We start from the raw sequence: 23,022 nt of genomic DNA, 5'->3' as shown, positions 1-23,022 counted from the left end.
CTCAGATCGATACGGTGTCGAGCGCCTGCGCGATCGCCGCCCGGAGAAGATCTGGATCGAAGGGCTTCGAAATCACGAAAGCCGGCTCGACCTGCTTGCCCGTCAGGAGGCGCTCGGGAAAGCCCGTAACGAAGATGACGGGCACGGACATCGACTTCATGATCTGGTTCACGGCAGAGATACCGCTGTCGGAGCCACGGAGCTGAATGTCCGCGAGCACGAGGTGCGGCGAGTGCTTCTTGGCGAGCTCGATCGCCGCCTTCTCCGTAGCGGCGATGCCCACGACTTCGTGACCTGCGTTGCGAACGATGTCCGCCACATCCAAGGCGATAACCGCCTCGTCTTCGATCACGAGAATGCGCACCGATGCCACGCGCTGAAGCTCCCAGCGCGCCTCTTCCAAGCTGCGCTCGGCATCGTCGATGCTGACGCCCAGAACGTGAGCGGCATCTCCGACGGTGAAGCCTTCGAGCACGGTAAGCAGGAGGACCTGACGCTGCATCGGCGCCATGTCGGTGAGGGACTCTTTCAGTCGGCCGCGGACGCTCTCGCCTCCGCTCGCGCCTGCCTCAAGGTCGCCGAAAGGCTGACGCAGCCGATGGAACAACGCGAATACGCCCAGCTTCGTATCTTCCACTTCGGCGATGAGTTCGGGCTGCTGCACCGCGACCTCGGCGCAGAGGCGAACCCACTCGTCTCCCTGCTGCTGGGAGCCGGTTACGGCGCGAGCGTACCGCCGCAGAAACGGCAGTGTCCTGGTGATCGCCTCGGACACCTTCTTCGAAGCTACCTCTTCAGCCACGTACTTCTCCCTCATCGCTCGAATCCGTCGCTCGGCGTATCGCAGCCGTCCTACACTACGCCCTGTGCGCCTACATACAACTGTCGAACCTACACAACGCCCAACGGATCCGTAAACTGACGCTGCCCCGCGCCGAAACAAAGACCACGAAAACGAACGGCGGGATTCCGGCGCCCGCCTGACGCGCGTTAGTGAAGCCACCCCAAAACCCACATGAGCAACAACACCGGAATCGGCACACCAACGAACCAGAGAAGAGCTGCGCGTCCCATATGATCCTCGCCATGGAATGAGTGACCGCGTAAACGCTCCACCACACCGTTGGTTCCCGCGCCGTGTCGCCAGCACCATATGTTGCTTGACGTGCTGATTTGCCCTTTCGGGATCGTAACGGGCTCCCCAGATAGACGAGTCATGAAGGACGAGATCGTTGCGCTTCTCCCGGACCTGCGTGCGTTTGCGCGCTTCATGTGTCGTGAACGAGAAGCGGCGGACGATCTGGTACAGAACACCATCCTCGCGGCACTGAACAAGCAGACCCAGTTCACTCCCGGTACCAATCTCAAGGGCTGGCTCTTCACGATCATGCGCAATCGCTTCTACTCGGATATCAGAACCCAACGCCGACGGCCCTTGACCATCGATAACGACGCTGCCGCGCCGTTGCCGGCGGTGGACAATCCCGAAGCGACGCTGGCCTTGAAGGAACTGTCGTCCGAAATATGGAAGCTCAATCCACAGTCTCGCGAGGCGCTGGTGTTGATCGGCGCAGGCGGATTTTCCTATGAGGAAGCTGCCAGCCTCTGCGGATGTTCGGTCGGCACCCTGAAAGCCCGCGTATCGAGGGCCCGGAAATATCTCTCCGATCGGCTTCAGTGAGATTTTCGGGCGATTTTTCATTTGAATTCAATAAATTAAAAGAATTAGTCGCTCAGGTGTAACCAATTCCCGCTCCAGGCATTCCTCTCCACAGGACGCAACCTTGGAGATAGCCAATGCTCACGCAGACCCCGCAGGATAACGGCACCCGTGACTTTCACGACCAGCTCAAGACCGTCCTGCCCCGCCTGCGCATCTATGCTCTCTCCCTCACGCGGGATCGCGATGCGGCGGACGATCTCGTTCACGACACCGTCATCAAGGCACTGACCGGCCGCAACAGCTTCCAGCCTGGGACGAATCTGGCCGCGTGGCTCTTCCGCATTCAACGCAACGAATTCATCTCTGGCCTGCGCCGTCGCCGGCCGACCGTGCCCGTCGACACGGCCATCGCCGAGTCGCTGTCGCATCCGCCGCATCAGGACAGCGGTCTCGTCATGCGAGAGTTCATGTCCGCGTTCGGTAAGCTCGCGGCGGCTCAGCGCGAAGCCCTGTTGCTGGCCGTTCTCGAGGGCCTGCCCTACGAGACGATCGCCGAACATACCGGCGTTTCCGTGGGCACGGTCAAGAGCCGTATCTCCCGCGCCCGCGACACGCTGGAACGCCTCCTGCTCGAAGGCGAGGCGCGCCGTCCGGCCGGATCGGGCCGGGTCTCGACCAGCCTCCAGGACGACCACGCGCTCGAAGCACGCTGAAGCCCCTTTAAAGTCCGCTGTCAGAGTGCGACATAGCCATGAGTAGTCCCACGGGGAGAAGTGAATGGGTCGGACAGGATCCCGCGGAGTGGGCTTCCGCCTCCGGGGAGCATGTGATGGCCAATAATGACGATAAGCCGGAAGGAAAGCGTGCCGCTGCCGCGGCACGCTCCAAGCCTCGCGGCAACGACAGGCCATTCGATTTGTGGCTGCACAAGCAGCTTCATGCAATGTATGACGAGATCGCGAGCGAGCCCTTGCCCGACGATCTCCTGAATCTCATCGACAAAGATGCTGCCGCCCACGAGAAGGGTGGCACCAGTGAGCCGCCCAAGAAATAGCGATTCGTGACCCAATTGGCGCACCTGTCAATTGGGTCTGATCAACAGCACCCGACGCAAGAATGGCGGCGGCCTTTCGACCGCCGCCACCCTGTCCGCAGCCAGCTGGTCAGCCCGGCCGGCCAGCTGCGAAGCGCAATGTCTGCCACCTGCAATTGCGTTTCTCTGTATTGGTCAACGGCCCCCCCTATTTCGGGTTCCGGGCCTTGGATATAGAGGACCGACAGGAAGCGGGAGGAATTGTATGGAGCTGTTCGATCTTTCGGGCCGTGTGGCCATTGTCACGGGCGGAAACGGCGGCATCGGTCTCGGCATGGCCCTCGGTCTGGCGCGTGCAGGCGCAACCGTCGTCGTTGCTGGCCGGGATGCGTCCAAGAACGCGGCAGCGCTGTCGGAACTCCAGGCGACGGGAGCGAATGCCAGTGCCGCAAGCGTCGACGTCCTCGAGGAAGCATCATGCCGCGCGCTGATCGCCGACACGGTGATGGCCCACGGCCGGCTCGACATTCTCGTGAACAACGCCGGCATCAACATCCGCAAGCAGCCGCAGGAGTACTCGCTCGCGGAGTGGCACCGTGTCATGGACAGCAACCTCACCAGCGCCTTTGTCTGCAGCCAGGCGGCCTACCCCGAGATGATGAAGACGGGCTCGGGCAAGATGATCAACATCGGCTCGATGATGTCGATCTTCGGCGCCTCCTTCACCACCGCCTATGCCGCAAGCAAGGGCGGCATCGTGCAGATGACCAAGGCCATGGCGACCGCGTGGGCGAAGGACAATATTCAGGTGAACGCGATCCTTCCCGGGTGGATCGACACCGCGCTGACGCAGCGCGCCCGCCACGACGTTCCGACGCTCCACGATTCGGTGCTGAATCGCACGCCGGCAGGGCGGTGGGGCACGCCGAACGACTTCGCGGGCATCGCCGTGTTCCTGGCGTCATCCGCGTCGGACTACGTCACCGGCGCCGCCATCACGGTCGATGGCGGCTATTCGGTGCAAGGATAGGCGTCAGGGCGAAACAACGCGGCAGGACGCACGATCGACGAACAGATCGGTCTTCGGCCCATAGATCGTCAGGCCTCCTCGCACGCCGGCGCCGATGCCGGGCAACAAGGCGCGCGTTTCCTCGACGAGCTTGCCGGCGTTGGTGAAGCGGCAGTCGACCATCGGCGCGAGGGTGCCCGCACTGTTGTTGCTCACGTACATGACGACCTGCCAGTGTCGCGCGGGAACGGCGCTGAGACTGGCATTGTCCATGGTCACCAGCGGCGTGGTCGGTCCAGCAGTGGGTGCCGACCACCCCAGCGGGGTGAAGCCCGGCCGCTGAATAACAACGCCCTTGATGCGTTCGGCCTGCGCCAGCGGATCGAAAGCGAGATCGGCCGGCGTCGGCTTGCCGATCCGCCCCTGCCCCACATTGGCGGGCGTCCAGATCTGGCCGGTCTTGGGGTCGCGGAATTCCTGCATGCCCGCGCTCGTCGACATCTCGACACTGCTGCGTTGTACCGGCGTCGGCGCTTGGGCACCGGCGGCAGAGGCCAGCATCAGGGCCACCATGGAGGCGAAAACGATCTTGGTTGAGGGTCGGGGCATGCGATCTCCTTTCGTGCCCCAATCTCAGCCGATGGCCAGCTTCGTTGCAACCCACAGGCCGCCCGCGGCGATGGCCGGGCCATAGGGAATCCTTCCGCGCAATCGCCCCCGCAGCGTCGCCTCCCCTTGGCCGCTGACCGATCCAAGCGGCACGCCGGCCAGGACAGCCAAGCCCAGCACCCCGCCCGCGACCGCCGTCACCAGGAGCAGATCGACGACGAGCGCCGGTCCCGCAAACAGTCCCATACCGGCCAGCAGCTTCACGTCTCCCCCGCCCAGCATTCCGCCGGCAAACGCCGCCACGCCCAGCCCGAAGAGCACTGCGGCGCAGCCGATCGCCATGCCAAGAGTCGTGGCTGAATAGACGCCCTCGGAAAGGCCAACGAGGGCCCATATGCCGAAAAGGGCCGCGATCGCTATCGACAGCCCGTTGGCGATATGGAGGGTTCGCAGATCCTGCCAGGCTGCTGCGAGGAGCAGCCCTGCGAGGACGATCAGGCAGCCCGTCTGGAATAGCGTCGCCAGATCTGGCAAGGCCCGGCGCTCTGCGTCAGTTGAGCCCGGCCGTTCCCAGAACGTGAGTCACCTTGTCTGTCACGGAGCGGATCGACGCGATGGCCGCGACAGCGATCAACGAGGTGATCAGCGTGTACTCGACCGCCGTGGCACCCTGGTTGTTTTTCATCAAGCGACGAAAAATCGTAAGCATTCCCTGCTCCCCAGCTTAGACTCCCCGGCCCCACGCCGAATCAACTTAGGGAAGTTACTTAATGCGATTTGTCAGGTCAATTGAAACTCGTCCATTTTGTGACATCATTTCTAACAGTATGATTTAAAAAGGGAAATTTCGAGATGCTCAAGCTCCGTCGCAAGTCGCCCCAGACGTCCGCTAAACAACTGAAATCAGGATTCTGAATCCGCGGACCGGGTCTCGATCAGCCGTGCCGCGGCCGTCCAGAAGCATAGCGCCGCAACCAGGCTGGCCAGCCAGGCAAACAGGTCGGGAAAGAGGCAGAAGAGGATGAAGGCGAGGATCGTCTCGGTCCCCTCCATGAGACCCGCGGCATGGAAGAAGGACTTTCGTCCCCGGCGTCCCGTATCACCCTCACCCCGCCCGGCAGCAAGGACTGCCCGCCCGAGGAAGGAAGCACAGGTGCAAACGAAGGAGGCGAGAAGGAGAGCGGCCCAGACGGCGTTTTCGGGCCGTGCCAAGGCAAATCCCAACGGCACCGCCGCGTAGAATACCATGTCGCAAAAAATGTCGAGATACCCCCCGTAGGGCGACGACCGCGTGTGCCGAGCCACCACCCCATCGAGTCCATCGAGCAGGCGGTTCAAGGCAATCGCCACCAGTGCCATGCCGTAGTGCTCAAATGCGAGAAGCGGCACCGCGACCAGTCCTGCTGCGAGGCCCGTCACGGTGATGACATTGGCGGACGCGCCCCGGGCCGCGAGCCAAGCCCCCGCATGATCGAGCGGTGGGTCGACCCACCGGCGCAGGATGGGATCGAGCATCCGCGTCAGTCGCGCGGAGGCACAGGATCCGTATCGACGGAATGAAGCGGGACGACGCCCGCGGACTCGGCCGTCTGCCGGTCCTGCGCGGCCTGCCGCCGATAGGACAGAACGCTGAAGGGAATCAGGCAGATATAGGCAAGGCCGAGCAGCGAAAGAGCGATCCACGGCGCGCTGGCCAGGACACCCATGAAGAGGCCTGCTCCAAGCAGCAACGGCAGAACCAGGTGACGGGGTACCCTGCCCTTCTTGAAGGAGAAGGTGGGGAGCCGGCTCACCATCAGGCCGCCGACAATCACCAGCCCGAGGCCGACGAGCACGGCATGGCGCGGCCAAGCCGCTTCGATCTCGAAGCTCAGCATGAGGGGCATGAGGGCGAGCAGAGCACCCGCCGGCGCCGGAACGCCGGTGAAGAAGGATCCCGTCCAGACGGGCGGCGGCGTATCGGAGACCAGCGCGGTGTTGAAACGGGCCAGGCGCAACGCCGAGCAGATGGGAAACATGAGGGTCACGACCCAGCCGAGCGCGCCGGCATGCGTCATCGACGCAAGGTAAAGCACGAGCGCGGGCGCCACACCGAAACACAGGAAGTCGGATAGCGAATCGAGTTCGGCGCCGAAACGGCTGGTGACCCCCAGTCGCCGGGCAACCCGACCATCCAGGGCGTCGAAAATCGCCGCGACGATGATCGCGATCACCGCAAGCCGCATCTCGCCCTGCAGGGCGAAGCGTATCGCCGTCAGGCCCGAGCATAGTGCCGCCAACGTCAGCACGTTGGGGATCAGGCGATGGATCGAGAAGCCGCGTAGTCCGCTGCGCTGCGCGCGCAGGTCGCTGTCCATGTCGGACTCCCTAGAATTCGACGGCGGTACGCGGCTCGCTCACGGTGGGATCGAGTTCGGCCATCACCGTTTCGCCACCAATCATGCGCTGACCCGGAGAGACCAGCAAACGCGCCCCTTCCGGCAGGTAGAGGTCTGTACGACTACCAAAGCGGATGTGGCCGAAACGTTCCCCCGCCGCGACTGTCTGCCCCGGCTTCACGTAGCAGACGATGCGGCGGGCGACGTAGCCCGCGATCTGGACGCAGCCGATGACGCGCCCGTCGGCGCGGCGCAGCGCCAGTGCCGTACGCTCGTTGTCCTCGCTCGCCTTGTCGGCATTGGCGCTGAGGAACTTGCCCGGACGATAGGCAACCACGTCGACCGTAGCGGCGCAGGGACTGCGGTTGATATGGACGTCGAACACGCTGAGAAAGATCGAAACCCGCGTCAGCGGCTTGTCGCCCAGGCCCAGTTCGGCCGGCGGTACGGCCGGGACCACCATCTGCACGAGACCGTCGGCCGGCGCGATCAGCAATCCGTCGTCCTGCGGCACGCCGCGCGAGGGGTCGCGAAAGAAATAGATCGACCACAAAGTCACGATGAACAGCGGCCAGAACAACCAGGCCGCACCGGTCAGCGCAGCAAGGAAGGTCGCGCCGGCAAACAGGGCGATGAAGCGCCAACCGTCGGAGAGGATCGGCACCAGGAAATTTGCCAGCATGATTTTGCGCGCTCTCGGTTGTCCGAAGATCAGTTGACCTTGGGCAGGGTGAGTATTTGCCCCGGATATATCAGATTGGGATCGACAATCTGTTCCTTGTTTGCGTCAAAAATGACGGTATGGCGCCAGCCGGCGCCATAGTGGGCGCGCGCGATGTTCCAGAGATTGTCGCCCCGGACGATGTGCAGCCGCCGGCCGTCGGCGCTGGAGACCGGCGCCACGATCACCCGCTCGAACGGCAGCTCGAGGCGCGCGACGGGCTTGCCGTCCTTGGCGATCCGGTCGAGGCGCAGCCGGTGCTTGCCCTGCTCGATCGGATCCGGCGGCATCAGGCGCCAATGGCCATCCGTTCCGGCCGTGCCCTCCGCCACCATCTTCTCGTTCACATAGGCGCGGACGACCGTCCCTGGCGCGGCTCGTCCGGACAGGGTCACCTGCCCCCGGTCGTCGTAGACCAGGGTCGACAGCGACAGGTCCGCCGACTTCGGCACGCCGGCGGGCGATGCCGGTTGCACCAGCGTCGGCACGCCAGCGGGCGGCGAAATCATGACCAGCGTTTCCTCGCGCGGTTGGCCCGGCGCCCCTGCCGCGGGCGGCTCGGGGACGACCGCAACCACGGCCTGGCCCGACGTAACCGGCGCCTTGCCTTCTATGTGCTGCACCACGCGCAGTTCGTGCTGCCCGGGCGTGAGTGGCGGATCCTGAACGATGACGACCCACTCTCCGCGTGCATCGGACTCAGCCTTGGCGATCTCCTTGCCGCCGTCGAGCAGCACGATCTTGGCCCCCGGAGCGGCCCGGCCGGCGATCACGGCCCGGCCGTCAGGTCCAATCCGCGCGACGTCGAACGACGGCTGCACAGCAGCGGCCGGTGTGGCTGGTGCGGACGCCGGGACGGCTGGGGCGACGGCGGCGGACGGCGAAGGCCCTCCGGACGCGTCAGCCGCCCCCGGCACAGGTTCACGACTGGCGGCCTTCGCCGACTGGTCGATGGCGGCCTGTTCGCTCAGCTTGCCGCGCCACGCGACACCCAGGGCGACGGCGATGACGACGGCCCCGACAGCCACCAGCCCGAAAACAGTTCGTGACATCGCCCTCCCAACGGTGCGACCACCATCCCCATGGTGTTCGCAACCACTCTTTGCGAAATGATACCATGTCACCCCGGCGCTGAAACGCGCTGGTTCGTCCCAGAAAAGCAGCTTTCGTGCCCGATTTCATCCCCTCTTCCCTCTGCGTCTTCTGCGGCTCCCGCTTCGGAACCGATCCCGCAACCAGCGAAACCGCCGTCGCCCTCGGGCGGCTGCTGGCCGCCGAGGGCATCACCCTGGTCTATGGCGGGGGTGGCGTGGGCCTGATGGGACTGGTTGCCAATGCCGTTTTGGACAGCGGCGGCCGGGCGATCGGCATCATCCCGAACTTCCTTCTGCAGCGTGAAGCGGGCCATCCGGACCTCACCGAGACGGTCGTTGTGGAGACGATGCACGAACGCAAGCTGCAGATGTTCGAGCGCTCCGAAGCCTTCGTCGTGCTTCCCGGGGGCATCGGGACCCTGGAGGAGTTCTTCGAGGTCCTGTCGTGGCGGACCCTCGGCCTGCACAAGAAGCCGATCGTGATCATCGACCAGGGGGGCTATTGGCAGCCGCTCGCGGCGCTGCTCCGCGGCGTCGTGGAGGGCGGTTTCGCCGATCGAACCCATCTCGACCATGTCGCGATCGTGAGCGAAGTGAGCGAGGTTCTGCCTGCGATCGCGGCAATGCCTCCCGCGGCCGGCTCCGAGAAGCCTCTGGACCGGGTCTGACGGAGAATCGCCCGCCGGTGCGCCGGCCCGCCGTCTTGCAGCCCTCCCCCGGCGGTGCAACAAGACTGGCCCGACGAGCAATTCATCAACCCAGCCGAAGCGAAAACGGCGTACGGAGGTGCAGGTATGTCAGATCTCGAAATCGTCTGGACGAAGGTCGATGAGGCCCCCGGACTTGCGACCTATTCGCTGCTGCCGATCGTCGAGGCCTTCGTCGCGACAGCCGGCGTGAAGGTGAAGCTGAAGGATATCTCCCTGACCGGCCGCATCATCGCCAACTTCCCCGACAAGCTGAAGCCGGAGCAGAAGATTCCGGACGAGCTCGCCGAACTCGGCAAGCTGACGCTGAAGCCGGAAGCCAACATCATCAAGCTGCCCAACATCTCCGCCTCGATCCCGCAGCTCAAGGCCGCGATCAAGGAGTTGCAGAGCAAGGGCTACGACATCCCCAATTATCCCGACAGCGACGCCACGCCGGCCGACAAGGAAATCCGCGCCCGCTACGGCAAGGTGCTGGGCAGCGCCGTGAACCCGGTGCTGCGCGAGGGCAATTCCGACCGTCGCGCCGCCGGCGCCGTGAAACAGTACGCCCGCAAGCATCCGCACAAGATGGGCGTCTGGAGCAAAGAGTCGAAGACCCGCGTGGCGACCATGTCGGGCGGCGACTTTTATGGTTCCGAGGTCGCGACGACCCTCGCAGCGCCCACCAGCGCCCGCATCGAGCTGGCCGCCGCCGACGGCGCGACCACGGTGCTCAAGCCCAAGATCCCGCTCAAGGCCGGCGAGATCATCGACTGCTCCGTGATGAACGTTAAGGCGCTGCGCGCCTTCTACGGCGAGGCGATCGAGGCGGCGAAGAAGGAAGGCATCCTGTTCTCGCTGCACCTCAAGACGACCATGATGAAGATCTCCGATCCCATCCTGTTCGGCCATTGCGTTTCCGTGTTCTTCGCCGACGTTTTCGCCAAGCACGGCGAGACGTTCAAGAAGCTCGGCATCGATCCCGACAACGGCCTGGGCGACCTGCTCAGCCGCATCGAGACGCTGCCGGAGGCCGAGAAGGCCGCCATCAAGGCCGACATCCAGGCCGAGTATGCGAAGCGTCCCGGCCTCGCCATGGTGAATTCCGACAAGGGAATCACCAACCTCCACGTCCCCAGCGACGTGATCATCGATGCATCGGTGCCGGCGATGATCCGCGAGTCGGGCAAGATGTGGGGTGCCGACGGCAAGCTGCACGACACAGTCGCCACCATCCCCGACCGCTGCTACTCGACCTTGTTCCAGGCCGTCATCGAGGACTGCAAGGCGCATGGCGCCTTCGATCCGACGACGATGGGTTCGGTGCCGAATGTCGGTCTGATGGCGCAGCAGGCCGAGGAGTACGGCTCGCACGACAAGACCTTCGAGATCGCCTCGGCCGGCACGGTGCGCGTGGTGGCCGAGGACGGCACCGTCCTGATGGAACAGAAGGTCGAGGCCGGCGACGTCTTCCGCATGTGCCAGGTCAAGGACGAGCCGATCCAGGACTGGGTCAAGCTCGCCGTGCGCCGCGCGCGCCTGACGAACACCCCGGCGGTGTTCTGGCTAGATGCCAAGCGCGCCCACGACGCGCAGCTGATCGCCAAGGTCGAGAAGTACCTCAAGAACGAGGACACCAAGAGCCTGGACATTCGCATCCTGGCGCCGGTCGAGGCCACGAAGTTCTCGCTCGAGCGCATCCGCAAGGGCCAGGACACGATCTCCGTCACCGGCAACGTGCTGCGCGACTACCTGACCGACCTGTTCCCGATCATGGAACTGGGCACCTCGGCCAAGATGCTGTCGATCGTTCCCCTGTTGCAGGGCGGCGGCCTGTTCGAGACCGGCGCCGGCGGCTCGGCGCCCAAGCATGTCGAGCAGTTCCAGCACGAAGGTTACCTGCGCTGGGATTCGCTGGGCGAGTTCCTGGCACTCGGCGCTTCGCTGGAGCACCTCGCGCAGACGACCGGCAACGAGGATGTGAAGGTGCTGGCCGAGACGCTCGACGAAGCCAACGCCAAGATTCTCGAGGACAACCGTTCCCCTGCCCGCAAGGTCGGACAGCTGGATAATCGCGGCAGCCATTTCTATCTGGCCAAGTACTGGGCCGAGGCGCTGGCCCGTCGCGACAACAGCACCGCTCTCTCGGCCCGCTTCAAGCCGCTGGCGAAGGTGCTGGAGGAGAACGAAGCCAAGATCGACGCCGAACTGATCGCCGCTCAGGGCAAGCCGGTGGACACGGGCGGCTACTACCTGCCCGACCAGAAAAAGACTTCGGCCGGGATGCGGCCGAGTGCGACGTTGAACGAAGCACTCGCTGCCCTCTAAAGCAGCGTCAGGTGAAGCCGCCCCGGGCAACCGGGGCGGCTTTCTAAATGGTGCATTACGGAAGTGTGAGGTCCGGAAGATGGCGAAGATCAAGGTGAAGAACCCGGTCGTCGAGATGGACGGCGACGAGATGACCCGCATCATCTGGGCGTTCATCAAGGACAAGCTGATCCTTCCCTATCTCGACATCGACCTGAAATATTACGACCTCGGGATCGAGAATCGCGACAAGACCGCCGACAAGGTGACCGTCGAGTCGGCCGAGGCCACGAAGAAGTACGGTGTCGCGGTGAAGTGCGCGACCATCACGCCGGACGAAGCGCGCGTGAAGGAGTTCAATCTCAAGGAGATGTGGCGGTCGCCGAACGGCACCATCCGCAACATCATCGGCGGCACCATCTTCCGCGAACCGATCGTCTGCAAGAACGTGCCACGCCTCGTGCCGGGCTGGACGCATCCGATCGTCATCGGCCGCCACGCGTTCGGCGACCAGTATCGCGCTACCGACTTCGTGGTGCCGGGCAAGGGCAAGCTCACCGTCCGCTTCGAGGGCGAGGACGGCAAGGTCATCGAGCACGAGGTGTTCGACTTCCCGGCCGGCGGCGTCGCGATGACGATGTACAATCTAGACGAATCGATCGTCGGCTTCGCGCGCAGCTCGTTCAATTACGGCCTGATGCGCGGCTGGCCGGTCTTCCTGTCGACCAAGAACACGATCCTCAAGCGCTATGACGGCCGCTTCAAGGACCTGTTCCAGGAAGTCTTCGACAAGGAATTCGCCGACAGGTTCAAGGCGAAGAACATCTATTACCAGCACCGCCTGATCGACGACATGGTCGCCTCCGCTCTCAAGTGGCATGGCGAATTCGTCTGGGCCTGCAAGAACTACGATGGCGACGTCCAGTCCGACACGGTGGCTCAGGGCTTCGGCTCGCTCGGCCTGATGACGTCGGTGCTGTTGACTCCGGACGGCAAGACCGTCGAGGCCGAGGCGGCCCACGGCACGGTCACGCGCCACTACCGCGAGCATCAGCAGGGCAAGCCGACCTCGACCAACCCGATCGCCTCGATCTTCGCCTGGACGCAGGCGCTGAAGTATCGCGGCAGGTTCGACGACACCCCCGAGGTGGTGAAGTTCGCCGAGGCGCTCGAGAAGGTCTGCGTCGAGGCCGTGGAGAGCGGCAAGATGACCAAGGACCTCGCGCTGCTCATCGGCATGAACCAGGCCTACCTGACCACCGAGGAGTTCCTCGCTGTGCTCGACGGCAACCTCAAGACCCAGATGGCCAGCTGGTAGGCGCCGTTTGATCGTTGCCGGCGCTGACGGTTGCCGCACCGGGTGGGTGATCTGCCGGCGCGACAGTAACGGCACGCTGGACATTAAAGTCGTTCAGACCCTCGCAGAGGCCTGCGAGGGTCTTTCCGTTCTGGCCGTCGACATGCCGATCGGCCTCACCGACACGCCTCGCCCGGGGCGCGCCTGCGAACGCGAAGCCCGCACGCTCCTCCGCGGCAAGACGAGCTCGGTCTTTCCTACCCCCTGCCGCCCGGCCCTCGCCTGCGCCACGCACGCCGAAGCCAACACGCTCAGCAAGATGATGGGTGTCGGGCTGACCCGGCAGACGTTCCACCTGTTCCCCAAGATGCGCGAGGTCGACGCGCTGATGCGCGCCAACGAGACCTTGCGCTCGACCGTCTACGAGGCCCATCCCGAACTGGCCTTTGCGCGCATGAACGACGGCAAGCCCGTGCTCAGCAAGAAGCGCCGGCCCGACGGCTTCGGCGAGCGCCTCGAGTTGCTTGCACGGCACGGCTTCGCGTGGGAGCCGCGATCGCTCCCCGGAGCTGCCCGCGACGACGTGCTCGATGCCATTGCCGTCTGCCGCACGGCCCTCCTGATCGCACAGGGTACCTCGACGCGCCTGGGACCGGCGCAAGAGCGTGACCGCTACGGCCTGCCGATGAACATCTGGTTCTAAAACATTGTTATAATGTGATTTTTCGAAATTCCGGCGAGCAACAGTGACGCATCAACGGCCACCACGGGTCCCGATCCAGGAGGGTGCGACATTCGCTTCATTTATTTCGTTTATTTCGTTTGTTTCGTTTACTTGCGAGAAAGCCCCACTATTTCAGCGGCCTGTTGGAGCACGGAACTGCCCGGTTGCCCGACCGGTGGGCCGAACACGGCAAACAGGCGCTTCTCGATCTCGACGGCGACGAGCAGTACCACCCCGACCCCGACGGTCGCGACGCCATCGCCGACGGACAGATCGCGCGTACCGAAGGCCGCCTGCATCGGCGGCAGATAGGTGAAGGCGAACTGGGCCAGGACGACGATCCCGACGCCGATCAGAACGGCAGGCGTACCGAAGATCCCGCGCCAGGTCAGCGATGTGCCGTGAACGTAGCGCACGCTGAACAGATAAAAGATCTCCATCACCACCAGCGTGTTGACCACCATGGTCCGCGCCGTCTCGATCGGAAGGTTGCGGGCCTCCGCCCAGCCGAACATCCCGAAGGTTCCGACGACCATCAGGGCTGAGACGAACAGGATGCGCCACAGGAGCCGTCCGGACAGGATCCGGCCCCCCGCCCGCCGGGCCGGCCGCTGCATGGCCCCGGGCTCGGTGGGCTCGAAGGCCAGTGTGAGGCCCAGGGCGACGGCCGTGATCATGTTGACCCAGAGGATCTGGACCGGTGTCACCGGCAGGGTCAGGCCGAACAGAATTGCCAGGATGATCGTCATGGCCTCGCCGCCGTTGGTCGGCAGCGTCCAGGTGATCACCTTGGTGAGATTGTCGTAGACAGTGCGCCCCTCGCGGACAGCCGCCACGATGGAGGCAAAATTGTCGTCGGCGAGAACCATCTCGCTCGCCTCCTTGGCTGCCTCGGTCCCCTTGCCTCCCATGGCCACACCAACATCGGCGCGCTTGAGGGCCGGCGCATCGTTGACCCCGTCACCGGTCATCGCAATCACGGAGCCGTCCTGCTGCAGAGCTTCCACGAGTCGGAGCTTGTGCTCGGGACTGGTGCGCGCAAAGACCGTCGACTCGCGAGCCTTGCGCTTGAACTCGGCTTCATCCAGGCCGTCGAGTTCCTGCCCGGAGACCGCCACCGGATCGGCCGCGAGCCCAAGTTGAAGGGCGATGGCGCGCGCGGTCGATGCATGATCGCCGGTGATCATCTTGACGCGGATTCCGGCCGATCTGCACTCGGCGACGGCGGCCACGGCTTCCGGCCGTGGCGGATCGATCAGGCCCACGAGGCCGAGCAGCGTGAGCCCTCCCTCGACATCGGCGGGCACGATCTCAACCGCTTCCTCCGGCATGGTCCTGCGGGCGATGCAAATGACGCGCTGGCCCTCGCTCCCGAGCCGCTCGGTCTCGCGACGCCACCAGTCCAGGTCCATCAGCGCTTCGCCCTCCCGGGTGGCCGCCCAGGCGCACATTTCGATGATGCGTTCCGGCGCACCCTTCACATAGGCGACAGGCCGACGCCCATCGCGAGCGTTCAGCGTCGCCATGTAACGGTGACGCGCGTCGAAGGGAATCTCGTCACGCCGGACGAAGCCCGCCCGTGCCGCCGTGACGTCATGTCCGGCCTTGCTGGCCAGTGAGACGAGCGCTCCCTCCATCGGGTCGCCGTCGACGATCCACGCCTCGTCCGGCCGCCGAATCTCGGCGTCGTTGCACAGAAGGGCCGCCAGCGTGAGTTCCTCGAGAACCGCGTCGGCGGCGGGATCGACCGCCGCGCCGCCTTCGACCGCAAACCCACCCTCGGGACGATAGCCGACCCCTTCCACGACGATCCGACGATCCGCCGTGACGACGGCGGTCACGGTCATCTCGTTGCGGGTCAGTGTCCCGGTCTTGTCGGAACAGATCACGGAGACGGCGCCAAGCGTCTCCACGGCCGGCAGGCGACGAATGATTGCGTTGCGCCGCGCCATGCGCTGGACGCCGACGGCAAGCGTGATCGTCATCACCGCAGGCAGACCTTCGGGAATGGCGGCGACGGCCAGGCCCACGACCGCCATGAAGGCTTCGTCGAAAGCATAGGCATGGGCGAAGGTCGCATACAGGAACACGAGGCCCGAGACGCCGAGGATCGCGAAGGTCACGTGTCGTGCGAACTGATCCATCTGCCGCACGAGAGGCGTCGCCAGACGCTCGACGGCACCGATCATCACGCTGATCCGCCCCAGTTCCGTGGCCGCGCCGGTGCCGATCACGACGCCCGTCCCCTGACCGGCCGTGATGAAGGTTCCGGAGTGCGCCATGCACAGGCGGTCCCCGAGAGGGGCCGCGACGTCGACGGGTCCGGTCGCCTTGTCGACGGGGACCGACTCGCCGGTCAGGATGGCCTCGTCGATCCGGAGATTGCGCGACTTTACGAGACGCAAGTCGGCGGGAACGCGATCACCGGCTTCCAGCAGCACGATATCCCCGGGCACCACCTGGTCGGCCGGAACCGTCCGGCGATGACCGTGCCGGATCACGGAGGCGCGCGGGTCGATCAGGTCGCGGATCGCCTCGAGCGCCTTCTCCGCGCGCCCCTCCTGAACGAAGCCGATCACGGCATTGGCGATCACGACCGCGAAGATCACCAGCGCGTCGACCGTATGGTCGAGCGCCGCCGCCACGAGGCCTGCCGCCATCAGGACATAGATGAAGAGATTGTGGAACTGCTCGGCAAACCGCAGGAGCGGGCCGCGACCCGGCCCCTGCGGCAGGCGGTTAGGTCCCCAGATCGCTAGACGTCGCGTGGCCTCGGTCTCATCCAAGCCTTCGACCCGGGTTTCGAGCTCCGCCAGGCACTCCGTCGGCTGCAGCGCATGCCAGACGCGATTCAAGTCGAGCTGCGTATTGGCGCCCCCTGATGCGCCGGGCCCTCCCGCCGGCCCTGAACCCGAGGCTCCCGAAGTCGACTTCCGCATGGTCACGAACTCCCTCGGGGGTTAGTGCGAGAGCAGCACGGGCAGGCGAGACTCCGCGAACACGCCTTTGGTCGCGCCGCCGAGAACGAAATCGCGAATGCGGGAATGACCGAACCCTCCCATCGCGAGCAGCTGCGCCCCTTCCGTCAGGGCCCTCTCCTGCAACGCCTGGGCAATCGTCCTTTCGCCGAGGGTGATCTCGATGGGATCTGCCTTCATGCCCCGCTTCTCAAGCGACGATGCAAGAAGGCTGGCGAGAGCTGCCCCGGCCAGCGGCTTCTCATCCCGAACGGTTAGCACAGAGACACGACTACCCTCTTGCAGAAGCGGAAGGACATCCCCGAGCGCACGGGCGGCGACCCGGCTGCCGTCCCAAGCGACGGCGATATGGTCAAGCCTGGGGGCGGGACCGGCCGAACCCGGCACCACAATGGTCGGACGGCCGGATCCGAAGACGACCGCCTCGATCAGGTGCTGGGCGGACGCTGTGTCCCGAGACCAGGGAAGGACGGCCAGATCGTAATACCGAGCGTCGCCGGCAGCGGCATCGAGCAGTCCGCTCAGAAGGACCTCCCGGCTGGAGCAGTTGACGGCGGCAGGACTCCCGATCCCGCGTATCAGGTCGTGGAGGCGGCTACATTCCGACCTGCTCTTGTCCTCGGCCGCCTGAACCAGACCGGGAATGTCGATCAAAAGGCCGGCCAGCGGCGATGGTACGCGAGGAATGTCGACGGAGAACGTCGTGACCTCGAGCGTCCCTCCCAGGGACACGGCGAAGCCGGCTGCCGCCCGGATGGCCTCATCGTCGACCGCCTCCGGATAAGTCGCCAACGGCATGTAGGTCCTGCGGATCGTGATCATTTCGCTTCTCCAGTTGACTGAGGCGAGCGTGAGGAACGGCCAACCGGCTTACCTCACATGCTATGCAATTCTGGAGAAGGGCCCCGCACCTGCCCTTGATCTGGGTCAAGCGCGAAGGCAGGCGTTCACTCGTTCAGTGGTAGATGAAGAGTGGAATAGGAGCGCTGTCGAACAGGTGCCGTGTCGTGGAGCCGAAGAGAATCTCCCGGAAACCACGATGACCGAAGGCTCCCATGACGAGCAGCCGTGCACCCGTTTCCGAAGCGCGCCTCAGCAGGACATCGGCGGGGTTCTCCGTCGTTGCGATCGCCTCGAGATCGGCATCGACACCGTGCAGAGCCAGGAATGAACGGGCTCGTTCGGCGACCGACATTGCGGCCGATTGCTCGCGGCCGATCGACAGAATGCGAGCACCGGAAGATCCGAAAATGCCCATCAGCGCCGCGACCTGTAAAGCCTTCGCGGCCGGCGCGCTTCCATCGTAGGCCACCAGGACGGGGCCCTTCTCGTTCCATTCGGGACCGCTCACCACGACAGGACGGCACCCCTTGGCGATGATGTGGTGGACCAGGGATGTAACCCCCTCCACCGCTTCGAGGTGAAACTCGGCATCCCGGCCGGTAACGACGAGGTCGCACGTCTCGATCATCCGAAGCAACCCATCGCGCACGTCTGCTTCCATCGTGGAGCACACGGCATCCATACCCTCGTCCGCCAGGGAACGTCGAAACACGTCCGGCAGTTCGGATATTCTCGCGCGTCGCTCGTCCGCAAGCTTCTTGCGATGCTGCAGCCGGTCGTAGGCGTATTGCACGCCGCCGATGGGCACCGGCTCGACGCGATCGAGGTCGCTGACATCCAGTGCGGTTACGCCTCTTATCTGGGCGCCACACTGTCGAGCCAGCGCAGCAGCCAGCCCCCTGGCCGCGACGGCGGACGGCGTGTCATCGACCGTGACGAGAATGGAGCGCATGGGAACCCTTTCGTTGTGGAGTGGCGGCCCCACGCTGAGCTCCTGCCGGGAGGAACCTTCGGGTCGACCAGGACGGACGGCCAGGCGAGACATCAGGGCCTCACGGCGAGGATGTCGCAGGGAGGGTAGCTTAGAAGATCCTCGGCGACGCTTCCCATGACGACGTGCGCGATGCCGCTCCGCCCGTGAGTACCGAGAACAAGCAGATCCGGCTTCAGCTGATCGATCTGATCCTGGATCACGTCGCGGACGGGCCCTTGTTTCAAGACTGGAAACACGCGAGCGGGCACCGCCTGCAGAAGAGGAAGAAGCGCGGGGCAATCCCCTCTGATGAACCGGTCCATCTCTTCCTCATGGCTCCTCGACACTTCTTGGCGAGTGTCCTCGCTTCTCAGGAAAGCCTTGAAGGGGACATCGAAAGCATGGACGAGGTGGAACTCCGCATTCGGAAATAGCTTCACTGCAACTTCGATGGCACGCCGCGAGCAATCGGAGAAATCGACCCCCACCATGATGCGGCGATAGTCGGCTTGCGGTCTCGCCTTGACCATCAAGACCTGGCACGCGCGGCTGCGAATGACGCGCTCTGCCGTCGTGCCACGGAAGAGTTCAGGTGTCTCGTTGCGGTGGACGCCGAGAACGATGAGTTCGCACCCGGATTTCCGGGCGACCTCCTCGATCTCCTTGTAATCCGTGCCGAGCACGACCTTGATGTCGGGCGCCATCGCTTCGGCGCTTTTCAGTGTCGCGACATGTTCGCCAATCAACACCCGGGCCTCGTCGACCAGTCGATCAGCCGTCCGCCGCGGAAGTTCCGCGTCGACCACGTGAAGAACCGTGACGGCCGAACCCGCCTCCTTCGCCAGGAGGACGGCCCGCTCGACCGCACGATCGGATCGCGCGGACAGGTCCGTTGCGACGAGCACTTTGGACGGCGCGGACGCGGCTGCTGCGTTCGTCATCGCGGATGCCGAAAGGTCATGAATGGCTCCCTCTCCCGCTTACTGCGCAATAGCAGATCGACTGAAATGTGATCCTGCGCTTTGACCTGGATCAATATCGGGACCAGAGATGCTGAGCCTTTCTCCCTATTCCGGTTTGATCCCCGCAGCCTGAAGCACCGGTACCCAGATCGGCTCCTGCACCTTGAGCCAGTCGGCAAGCTCCTGCGGCGTGCCGCCCATGGCGACGAAGCCGCGCTTGGCGAGGTCTTCCTTCTGCTCGGGCGTTGCCACGGCGGCGTTCAGTGCCTCGTTCAACCTGGCGGTGACCGCCGGTGGCGTGCCGGCGGGTGCCAGCAGCGTGTAGACGATCGTGCCGTCGACATCGCCCGCCCCCAACTCCTTGAAGGTCGGGATGGTCGGAGCGACCGACGAGCGCTCCAGCGACGCCATCGCATAGGGCTTGAGCTTTCCGGATGCGATCTGTTGCGCAACGCTGGTGATGCTCGACATGCCGAGCTTGATGTGGCCGCCGAGCAGGTCGGTCACCAGCGGGCCGGTCCCGCGGAACGGCACGTGCGTCAGCTTGATTCCGTTCAGCATCGCGAACTGCTCGGTCGACAGGTGCATCGGCGTGGTGAGGCCCGCGGTGCCGTACTGAACGGAGCCGGGCGCCGCCTTCGCCGCGGCGATGATCGCCTTGAGGTCGGGCCAGGGCGCATCGAGGCTGCCGACGAGCACGGATTCCTGCTTGGCAATGAAACCGACCGGCACGAAGGCCGTCTTCGCGTCGAAGCCCAGCTTCGCCACGATGTGCGGATAGAGTGGCAGGTTGTTCGCACTAACCACCATCCAGTGGCCGTCCGCCGGCTGCTTGGCCACGAATTCGTGGGCGATGCTGCCGCCGCCGCCGCCCTTGTTGTCGACGATCACCGTGCCCCCCAGGGCCTTCTGCATCGGCTCCTGGATCGCCCGCGCAAGCGAGTCGGTCCCACCACCCGGCGGAAACGGCACGACGACATGGACAGGCTGGGATGGGAAGCTCTGGGCCCAAGCCGGCAAACCCGCCGCGGCGACGGCGGCGGCAGGCACGCGCAACAGGTTGCGCCTCGAGATCATCGACCGATGAGCGGACATCCGCATGGCATTCCTCCAAGGCCTGCTCCCGTGACCGGAGCATTCGCCGTGAAGAAGCCTAGCGCCCGCGCGACATGGGCGGAATCAAAAACCGGGACGCGTTTCGCTCCGGTCAGACCATTCCGAGGGCGTGCTTGTAAACGTCGAGCAGCGTCTCCGCTTCCGCCCGGTCGGAGGCGTCCATGGAGCGCAGCGACACGATCTTGCGCATGGTCTTCACGTCGTAGCCGACGCCCTTGGCCTCGCTGTAGACGTCCTTGATGTCGCCGCCGATGGCCTTGCGCTCTTCCTCGAGCTTCTCGATGCGCTCGATGAAGCTCTTCAGGCGGTCGGCCGAGATCGGGCCAGCTTTGGTCTTCTTGGAAATCGCGCTTCCGTCCGGCATGTCCAGCTACTCCATGGTCCGACCGGCAAGACCATAGAAGCGACCACCATGTCCACTCAATTACATCGACGCAATGAAACGTGGGGATAACGGGGACGGCGGCCGCTCAATCTTTGCTCTGCGCATGGGCCGGGAACCTAGTCCGCCAATGCTGCGCGACGTCGATCCCGCGGCAGAACCAGACGCCTTCGCGGGCTGTCGCATGCTGCAGAAACTTGACGAGGCCGCCCGCGCGCCCCGGCCGTCCGATCAACCGGTCATGCAGGCCGATCGACAGCAGCTTCGGCGAGCCTGCCGCCCCCTCCTCGTAGAGAAAGTCGAAGGCGTCGCGCATGTATTCGAAGAAGTCCTGGCCGGTCGAGAAGCCGGAATTCGCATCGAAGCGATTGTCGTTGGCCTCGTAGGAATACGGGATCACCAGATGGGGGCCGTGTGCGGTTTCCACCCAGTAGGGCAGTTCGTCGGCGAGCGAGTCGCGGTCGTAGAGAAAGCCGCCCTCCTCGGCCACCAGCCGCCGCGTGTTCTCGCCAGGACGCCCGGTCATCCAGCCCAGCGGCCGGCTTCCGGTGAACCGCGTCAGAATCTCGACCGCCAGGCGGATATGCTCCCGCTCGGTCGACTCGTCGACGTCGCCGTAGTCGATCCAGCGGTAGCCGTGGCTCACCATCTCATGGCCGCGCTCGACGCAGGCCCGGGCGAGCTGCGGATTCTGTTCGAGCGCGCGGGCCACTCCCAACACGCTGACCGGCACGGAGAACCTCGCGAAGATGTCGAGAAGCCGCCAGGCCCCGCGCCGGCTGCCATATTCGAAGACCGATTCGACGAGCGGCACCCGGCGGCCGGTCTTGGTGTCGACGCCAATGTCGTTCAGCATCCCTTCCGACACGGCATCGCCGTTGGCCAATGTCGATTCGCTGCCGCCCTCGATGTTGAGGTTGAAGTTGACGGCGATCCGGGCATTGCCCGGCCAGTGGGGATGCGGCGGCCGCTCGCCATAGCCCACCAGATCTCGGATCTTCATCGGATCGGGACGGATGTCACCGGGGGCGGCGGGGTCGAGGACGGACATTGGCGGCTCCGGATCAGGTGGCGGCGTCGAGCGGGGCGTTGCAGGGATCGTAGGCGAAGAACCAGTCGACCTCCGTCGGCCCGTGCATCCAGGTGTTGTCGATCGAGATGCGCTGCACTTCGGCGACCCGGGGTATCCGGTTGGCGGCATAGCGCCGGAAGGCCGCGCCAGCGTCCGTGGCACCGACGATGCAGCGGTGGAGAATGGCGGCGTCTTCGATCGCCATCGAGCCGCCGGCCGCCATGAACGGCCGCACGGCGTGGCAGGCGTCGCCCATCAGGACGACGCGGCCTTCGTGCCAGTTGTCGTTTCGCGGCCGGTCCATGATCGGCCAGACGGACACGTCCGTCGCCGCCTCGGCCGCCCGCAGCAGCTCGGGATGGAAGCCCTCCAGCGCCGAGACGAAATCGTCACGCGTGCCGGGGATCGGCGTGCCATCGCCGTCCCAGCGATCGGCCGGGATGGCGGCCATGACATAGACCTCGTCGCGCCGCGCCGTCATGTAATAGACCAGCACGTGGCGATCCGGTCCCCACCATTTGGTGCAATCCCGGATGCCGAGGTCGCCGAGACGATCGGCGGGAAAGACGGCGCGCGGCGCGATCCGCCCGATGAAGCGCGGCTCTTCCCTGCCGAGGATCTCGTCGCGGACCCTCGAACGAATGCCGTCGGCGCCGATCACGATATCGACCTCGGCGCGGACGCCGTTATCGAAGGCCAGCGTGATTCCGCCCGGCGTCTCCTCGAGGCCCGCCAGCCGATGGCCGAACCGGATCGTCCCCGGCGCCAGCGGCGCCTGGAGAATCCGATGCAGGTCGGCTCGATGAATGTTGACGAAGGGACCGCCGAACCGGGCCTCGCAGGCGGCGTCGAAGACGAGTTCGTACAGCGTCTCGCCGCTGTCCCATGCCCGGCTGACGAAGGCATCGGGACGGATGCCGGTGTCAGTGAAGTCGCGCCCGAGACCTAGGGAACTCAGCACTTTCGCGACGTTGGCGCCGAGGATGATGCCGGCCCCGATCCTCGAAAAATTCGGCGTCTGCTCGTAAACCGCAACGGGGTATCCGTCTCGCTGCAACAGAGTCGCCACCGTCAACCCCGCCAACCCGCCGCCGACAACTGCGATCCGCGTCTGCCGATCCATCCGTCTCACCTCGATCCATGTCTTGCGAAGACCCTTCGTAGATCATTCG

General features: G+C 64.9%; 24 protein-coding genes. 8 read left to right on the top strand and 16 right to left on the bottom strand.

Going from position 1 to position 23,022, the window contains the following annotated elements; translation table 11 throughout:
• Position 1: 1 nt before the first annotated feature.
• Positions 2–817 (bottom strand): response regulator, encoded by an 816-nt coding sequence (locus ACT6UX_RS22100; protein WP_444777310.1) that lies wholly within the window; start codon positions 815–817, stop codon positions 2–4.
• 399 nt (positions 818–1,216) lie between these two features.
• On the opposite strand from ACT6UX_RS22100, the gene ACT6UX_RS22095 reads away from it, so the two are divergent.
• From ACT6UX_RS22095 to ACT6UX_RS22080, 4 genes are all read left to right on the top strand, one after another.
• On the top strand, positions 1,217–1,681 hold the full coding sequence (locus ACT6UX_RS22095) for a sigma-70 family RNA polymerase sigma factor (protein ID WP_444777309.1): 465 nt from the start codon (positions 1,217–1,219) through the stop codon (positions 1,679–1,681).
• Positions 1,682–1,797: 116 nt separating this feature from the next.
• Positions 1,798–2,376 (top strand): sigma-70 family RNA polymerase sigma factor, encoded by a 579-nt coding sequence (locus ACT6UX_RS22090; RefSeq protein ID WP_444777308.1) that lies wholly within the window; start codon positions 1,798–1,800, stop codon positions 2,374–2,376.
• Positions 2,377–2,492: 116 nt separating this feature from the next.
• Positions 2,493–2,717: a NepR family anti-sigma factor gene (locus ACT6UX_RS22085; protein WP_444777307.1), complete on the top strand. Its 225-nt coding sequence runs from the start codon at positions 2,493–2,495 to the stop codon at positions 2,715–2,717.
• 244 nt (positions 2,718–2,961) lie between these two features.
• Positions 2,962–3,726, top strand: a complete 765-nt coding sequence (locus ACT6UX_RS22080) for a glucose 1-dehydrogenase (protein WP_444777306.1) — start codon at positions 2,962–2,964, stop codon at positions 3,724–3,726.
• 3 nt (positions 3,727–3,729) lie between these two features.
• On the opposite strand, the gene ACT6UX_RS22075 is transcribed toward ACT6UX_RS22080, so the two are convergent.
• The 7 genes from ACT6UX_RS22075 to ACT6UX_RS22045 form a co-directional block, all read right to left on the bottom strand.
• Positions 3,730–4,314: a hypothetical protein gene (locus ACT6UX_RS22075; protein WP_444777305.1), complete on the bottom strand. Its 585-nt coding sequence runs from the start codon at positions 4,312–4,314 to the stop codon at positions 3,730–3,732.
• 24 nt (positions 4,315–4,338) lie between these two features.
• The gene (locus tag ACT6UX_RS22070) at positions 4,339–4,848 is read right to left on the bottom strand and encodes an A24 family peptidase (protein WP_444777304.1); all 510 of its coding nucleotides are present in this window, start codon (positions 4,846–4,848) and stop codon (positions 4,339–4,341) included.
• Between the two features lie 16 nt (positions 4,849–4,864).
• Positions 4,865–5,023, bottom strand: coding sequence for a Flp family type IVb pilin (locus ACT6UX_RS22065; protein WP_444777303.1), 159 nt, complete (start codon positions 5,021–5,023; stop codon positions 4,865–4,867).
• A 194-nt stretch (positions 5,024–5,217) separates the two neighbouring features.
• The gene (locus ACT6UX_RS22060; RefSeq protein ID WP_444777302.1) at positions 5,218–5,829 is read right to left on the bottom strand and encodes a CDP-alcohol phosphatidyltransferase family protein; all 612 of its coding nucleotides are present in this window, start codon (positions 5,827–5,829) and stop codon (positions 5,218–5,220) included.
• Between the two features lie 5 nt (positions 5,830–5,834).
• Positions 5,835–6,671: a CDP-diacylglycerol--serine O-phosphatidyltransferase gene (pssA, locus tag ACT6UX_RS22055; RefSeq protein ID WP_444777301.1), complete on the bottom strand. Its 837-nt coding sequence runs from the start codon at positions 6,669–6,671 to the stop codon at positions 5,835–5,837.
• Positions 6,672–6,681: 10 nt separating this feature from the next.
• On the bottom strand, positions 6,682–7,374 hold the full coding sequence (locus ACT6UX_RS22050; RefSeq protein ID WP_444777300.1) for a phosphatidylserine decarboxylase: 693 nt from the start codon (positions 7,372–7,374) through the stop codon (positions 6,682–6,684).
• Positions 7,375–7,403: 29 nt separating this feature from the next.
• Positions 7,404–8,465 carry a LysM peptidoglycan-binding domain-containing protein gene (locus tag ACT6UX_RS22045; protein ID WP_444777299.1) on the bottom strand — a complete coding sequence of 354 codons (1,062 nt, stop codon included), beginning with the start codon at positions 8,463–8,465 and terminating at the stop codon, positions 7,404–7,406.
• Between the two features lie 116 nt (positions 8,466–8,581).
• Here ACT6UX_RS22045 and ACT6UX_RS22040 point away from each other — a divergent pair, with 116 nt between their 5' ends.
• The 4 genes from ACT6UX_RS22040 (at position 8,582) to ACT6UX_RS22025 (ending at position 13,503) form a co-directional block, all read left to right on the top strand.
• Complete coding sequence (locus ACT6UX_RS22040) at positions 8,582–9,175, top strand: LOG family protein (RefSeq protein ID WP_444777298.1); 594 nt, start codon at positions 8,582–8,584, stop codon at positions 9,173–9,175.
• 126 nt (positions 9,176–9,301) lie between these two features.
• The gene (locus ACT6UX_RS22035; protein WP_444777297.1) at positions 9,302–11,524 is read left to right on the top strand and encodes an NADP-dependent isocitrate dehydrogenase; all 2,223 of its coding nucleotides are present in this window, start codon (positions 9,302–9,304) and stop codon (positions 11,522–11,524) included.
• Between the two features lie 79 nt (positions 11,525–11,603).
• Positions 11,604–12,821, top strand: a complete 1,218-nt coding sequence (locus tag ACT6UX_RS22030; protein WP_444777296.1) for an NADP-dependent isocitrate dehydrogenase — start codon at positions 11,604–11,606, stop codon at positions 12,819–12,821.
• Between the two features lie 7 nt (positions 12,822–12,828).
• Positions 12,829–13,503, top strand: coding sequence for a DUF429 domain-containing protein (locus tag ACT6UX_RS22025; RefSeq protein WP_444777295.1), 675 nt, complete (start codon positions 12,829–12,831; stop codon positions 13,501–13,503).
• 128 nt (positions 13,504–13,631) lie between these two features.
• Here ACT6UX_RS22025 and ACT6UX_RS22020 read toward each other — a convergent pair whose 3' ends face one another.
• The 8 genes from ACT6UX_RS22020 to ACT6UX_RS21985 form a co-directional block, all read right to left on the bottom strand.
• The gene (locus ACT6UX_RS22020) at positions 13,632–16,463 is read right to left on the bottom strand and encodes a cation-transporting P-type ATPase (RefSeq protein ID WP_444777294.1); all 2,832 of its coding nucleotides are present in this window, start codon (positions 16,461–16,463) and stop codon (positions 13,632–13,634) included.
• A 21-nt stretch (positions 16,464–16,484) separates the two neighbouring features.
• The gene (locus tag ACT6UX_RS22015) at positions 16,485–17,324 is read right to left on the bottom strand and encodes a universal stress protein (protein ID WP_444777293.1); all 840 of its coding nucleotides are present in this window, start codon (positions 17,322–17,324) and stop codon (positions 16,485–16,487) included.
• A gap of 133 nt (positions 17,325–17,457) precedes the next feature.
• Entirely contained in the window at positions 17,458–18,297 is an 840-nt protein-coding gene (locus tag ACT6UX_RS22010; RefSeq protein WP_444777292.1) for a universal stress protein, read from the bottom strand.
• A gap of 92 nt (positions 18,298–18,389) precedes the next feature.
• Positions 18,390–19,259 (bottom strand): universal stress protein, encoded by an 870-nt coding sequence (locus ACT6UX_RS22005; RefSeq protein ID WP_444777291.1) that lies wholly within the window; start codon positions 19,257–19,259, stop codon positions 18,390–18,392.
• A gap of 126 nt (positions 19,260–19,385) precedes the next feature.
• Positions 19,386–20,375: a Bug family tripartite tricarboxylate transporter substrate binding protein gene (locus ACT6UX_RS22000; protein ID WP_444777290.1), complete on the bottom strand. Its 990-nt coding sequence runs from the start codon at positions 20,373–20,375 to the stop codon at positions 19,386–19,388.
• A 112-nt stretch (positions 20,376–20,487) separates the two neighbouring features.
• Positions 20,488–20,760, bottom strand: coding sequence for a DUF2312 domain-containing protein (locus tag ACT6UX_RS21995; protein ID WP_304849010.1), 273 nt, complete (start codon positions 20,758–20,760; stop codon positions 20,488–20,490).
• Between the two features lie 106 nt (positions 20,761–20,866).
• Entirely contained in the window at positions 20,867–21,829 is a 963-nt protein-coding gene (locus tag ACT6UX_RS21990; RefSeq protein ID WP_444777289.1) for a polysaccharide deacetylase family protein, read from the bottom strand.
• A 13-nt stretch (positions 21,830–21,842) separates the two neighbouring features.
• Positions 21,843–22,973: an FAD-dependent monooxygenase gene (locus ACT6UX_RS21985; RefSeq protein WP_444777288.1), complete on the bottom strand. Its 1,131-nt coding sequence runs from the start codon at positions 22,971–22,973 to the stop codon at positions 21,843–21,845.
• Positions 22,974–23,022 lie beyond the last annotated feature (49 nt).

The organism is Reyranella sp. (assembly GCF_052439685.1).
Taxonomy (GTDB): Bacteria; Pseudomonadota; Alphaproteobacteria; order Reyranellales; family Reyranellaceae; genus Reyranella.
The sequence above is the reverse complement of the archived record's forward strand: the minus strand, read 5'-3'. Positions and strand labels throughout refer to the sequence as shown.

Coding starts and splice junctions, on each gene's coding strand:
- ACT6UX_RS22100 (WP_444777310.1), bottom strand. CDS start 817: ATGAGGGAGAAGTACGTGGCTGAAGAGGTAGCTTCGAAGAAGGTGTCC.
- ACT6UX_RS22095 (WP_444777309.1), top strand. CDS start 1,217: ATGAAGGACGAGATCGTTGCGCTTCTCCCGGACCTGCGTGCGTTTGCG.
- ACT6UX_RS22090 (WP_444777308.1), top strand. CDS start 1,798: ATGCTCACGCAGACCCCGCAGGATAACGGCACCCGTGACTTTCACGAC.
- ACT6UX_RS22085 (WP_444777307.1), top strand. CDS start 2,493: ATGGCCAATAATGACGATAAGCCGGAAGGAAAGCGTGCCGCTGCCGCG.
- ACT6UX_RS22080 (WP_444777306.1), top strand. CDS start 2,962: ATGGAGCTGTTCGATCTTTCGGGCCGTGTGGCCATTGTCACGGGCGGA.
- ACT6UX_RS22075 (WP_444777305.1), bottom strand. CDS start 4,314: ATGCCCCGACCCTCAACCAAGATCGTTTTCGCCTCCATGGTGGCCCTG.
- ACT6UX_RS22065 (WP_444777303.1), bottom strand. CDS start 5,023: ATGCTTACGATTTTTCGTCGCTTGATGAAAAACAACCAGGGTGCCACG.
- ACT6UX_RS22060 (WP_444777302.1), bottom strand. CDS start 5,829: ATGCTCGATCCCATCCTGCGCCGGTGGGTCGACCCACCGCTCGATCAT.
- pssA (WP_444777301.1), bottom strand. CDS start 6,671: ATGGACAGCGACCTGCGCGCGCAGCGCAGCGGACTACGCGGCTTCTCG.
- ACT6UX_RS22050 (WP_444777300.1), bottom strand. CDS start 7,374: ATGCTGGCAAATTTCCTGGTGCCGATCCTCTCCGACGGTTGGCGCTTC.
- ACT6UX_RS22045 (WP_444777299.1), bottom strand. CDS start 8,465: ATGTCACGAACTGTTTTCGGGCTGGTGGCTGTCGGGGCCGTCGTCATC.
- ACT6UX_RS22035 (WP_444777297.1), top strand. CDS start 9,302: ATGTCAGATCTCGAAATCGTCTGGACGAAGGTCGATGAGGCCCCCGGA.
- ACT6UX_RS22030 (WP_444777296.1), top strand. CDS start 11,604: ATGGCGAAGATCAAGGTGAAGAACCCGGTCGTCGAGATGGACGGCGAC.
- ACT6UX_RS22020 (WP_444777294.1), bottom strand. CDS start 16,463: ATGCGGAAGTCGACTTCGGGAGCCTCGGGTTCAGGGCCGGCGGGAGGG.
- ACT6UX_RS22015 (WP_444777293.1), bottom strand. CDS start 17,324: ATGATCACGATCCGCAGGACCTACATGCCGTTGGCGACTTATCCGGAG.
- ACT6UX_RS22010 (WP_444777292.1), bottom strand. CDS start 18,297: ATGCGCTCCATTCTCGTCACGGTCGATGACACGCCGTCCGCCGTCGCG.
- ACT6UX_RS22005 (WP_444777291.1), bottom strand. CDS start 19,259: ATGACGAACGCAGCAGCCGCGTCCGCGCCGTCCAAAGTGCTCGTCGCA.
- ACT6UX_RS22000 (WP_444777290.1), bottom strand. CDS start 20,375: ATGTCCGCTCATCGGTCGATGATCTCGAGGCGCAACCTGTTGCGCGTG.
- ACT6UX_RS21995 (WP_304849010.1), bottom strand. CDS start 20,760: ATGCCGGACGGAAGCGCGATTTCCAAGAAGACCAAAGCTGGCCCGATC.
- ACT6UX_RS21990 (WP_444777289.1), bottom strand. CDS start 21,829: ATGTCCGTCCTCGACCCCGCCGCCCCCGGTGACATCCGTCCCGATCCG.
- ACT6UX_RS21985 (WP_444777288.1), bottom strand. CDS start 22,973: ATGGATCGGCAGACGCGGATCGCAGTTGTCGGCGGCGGGTTGGCGGGG.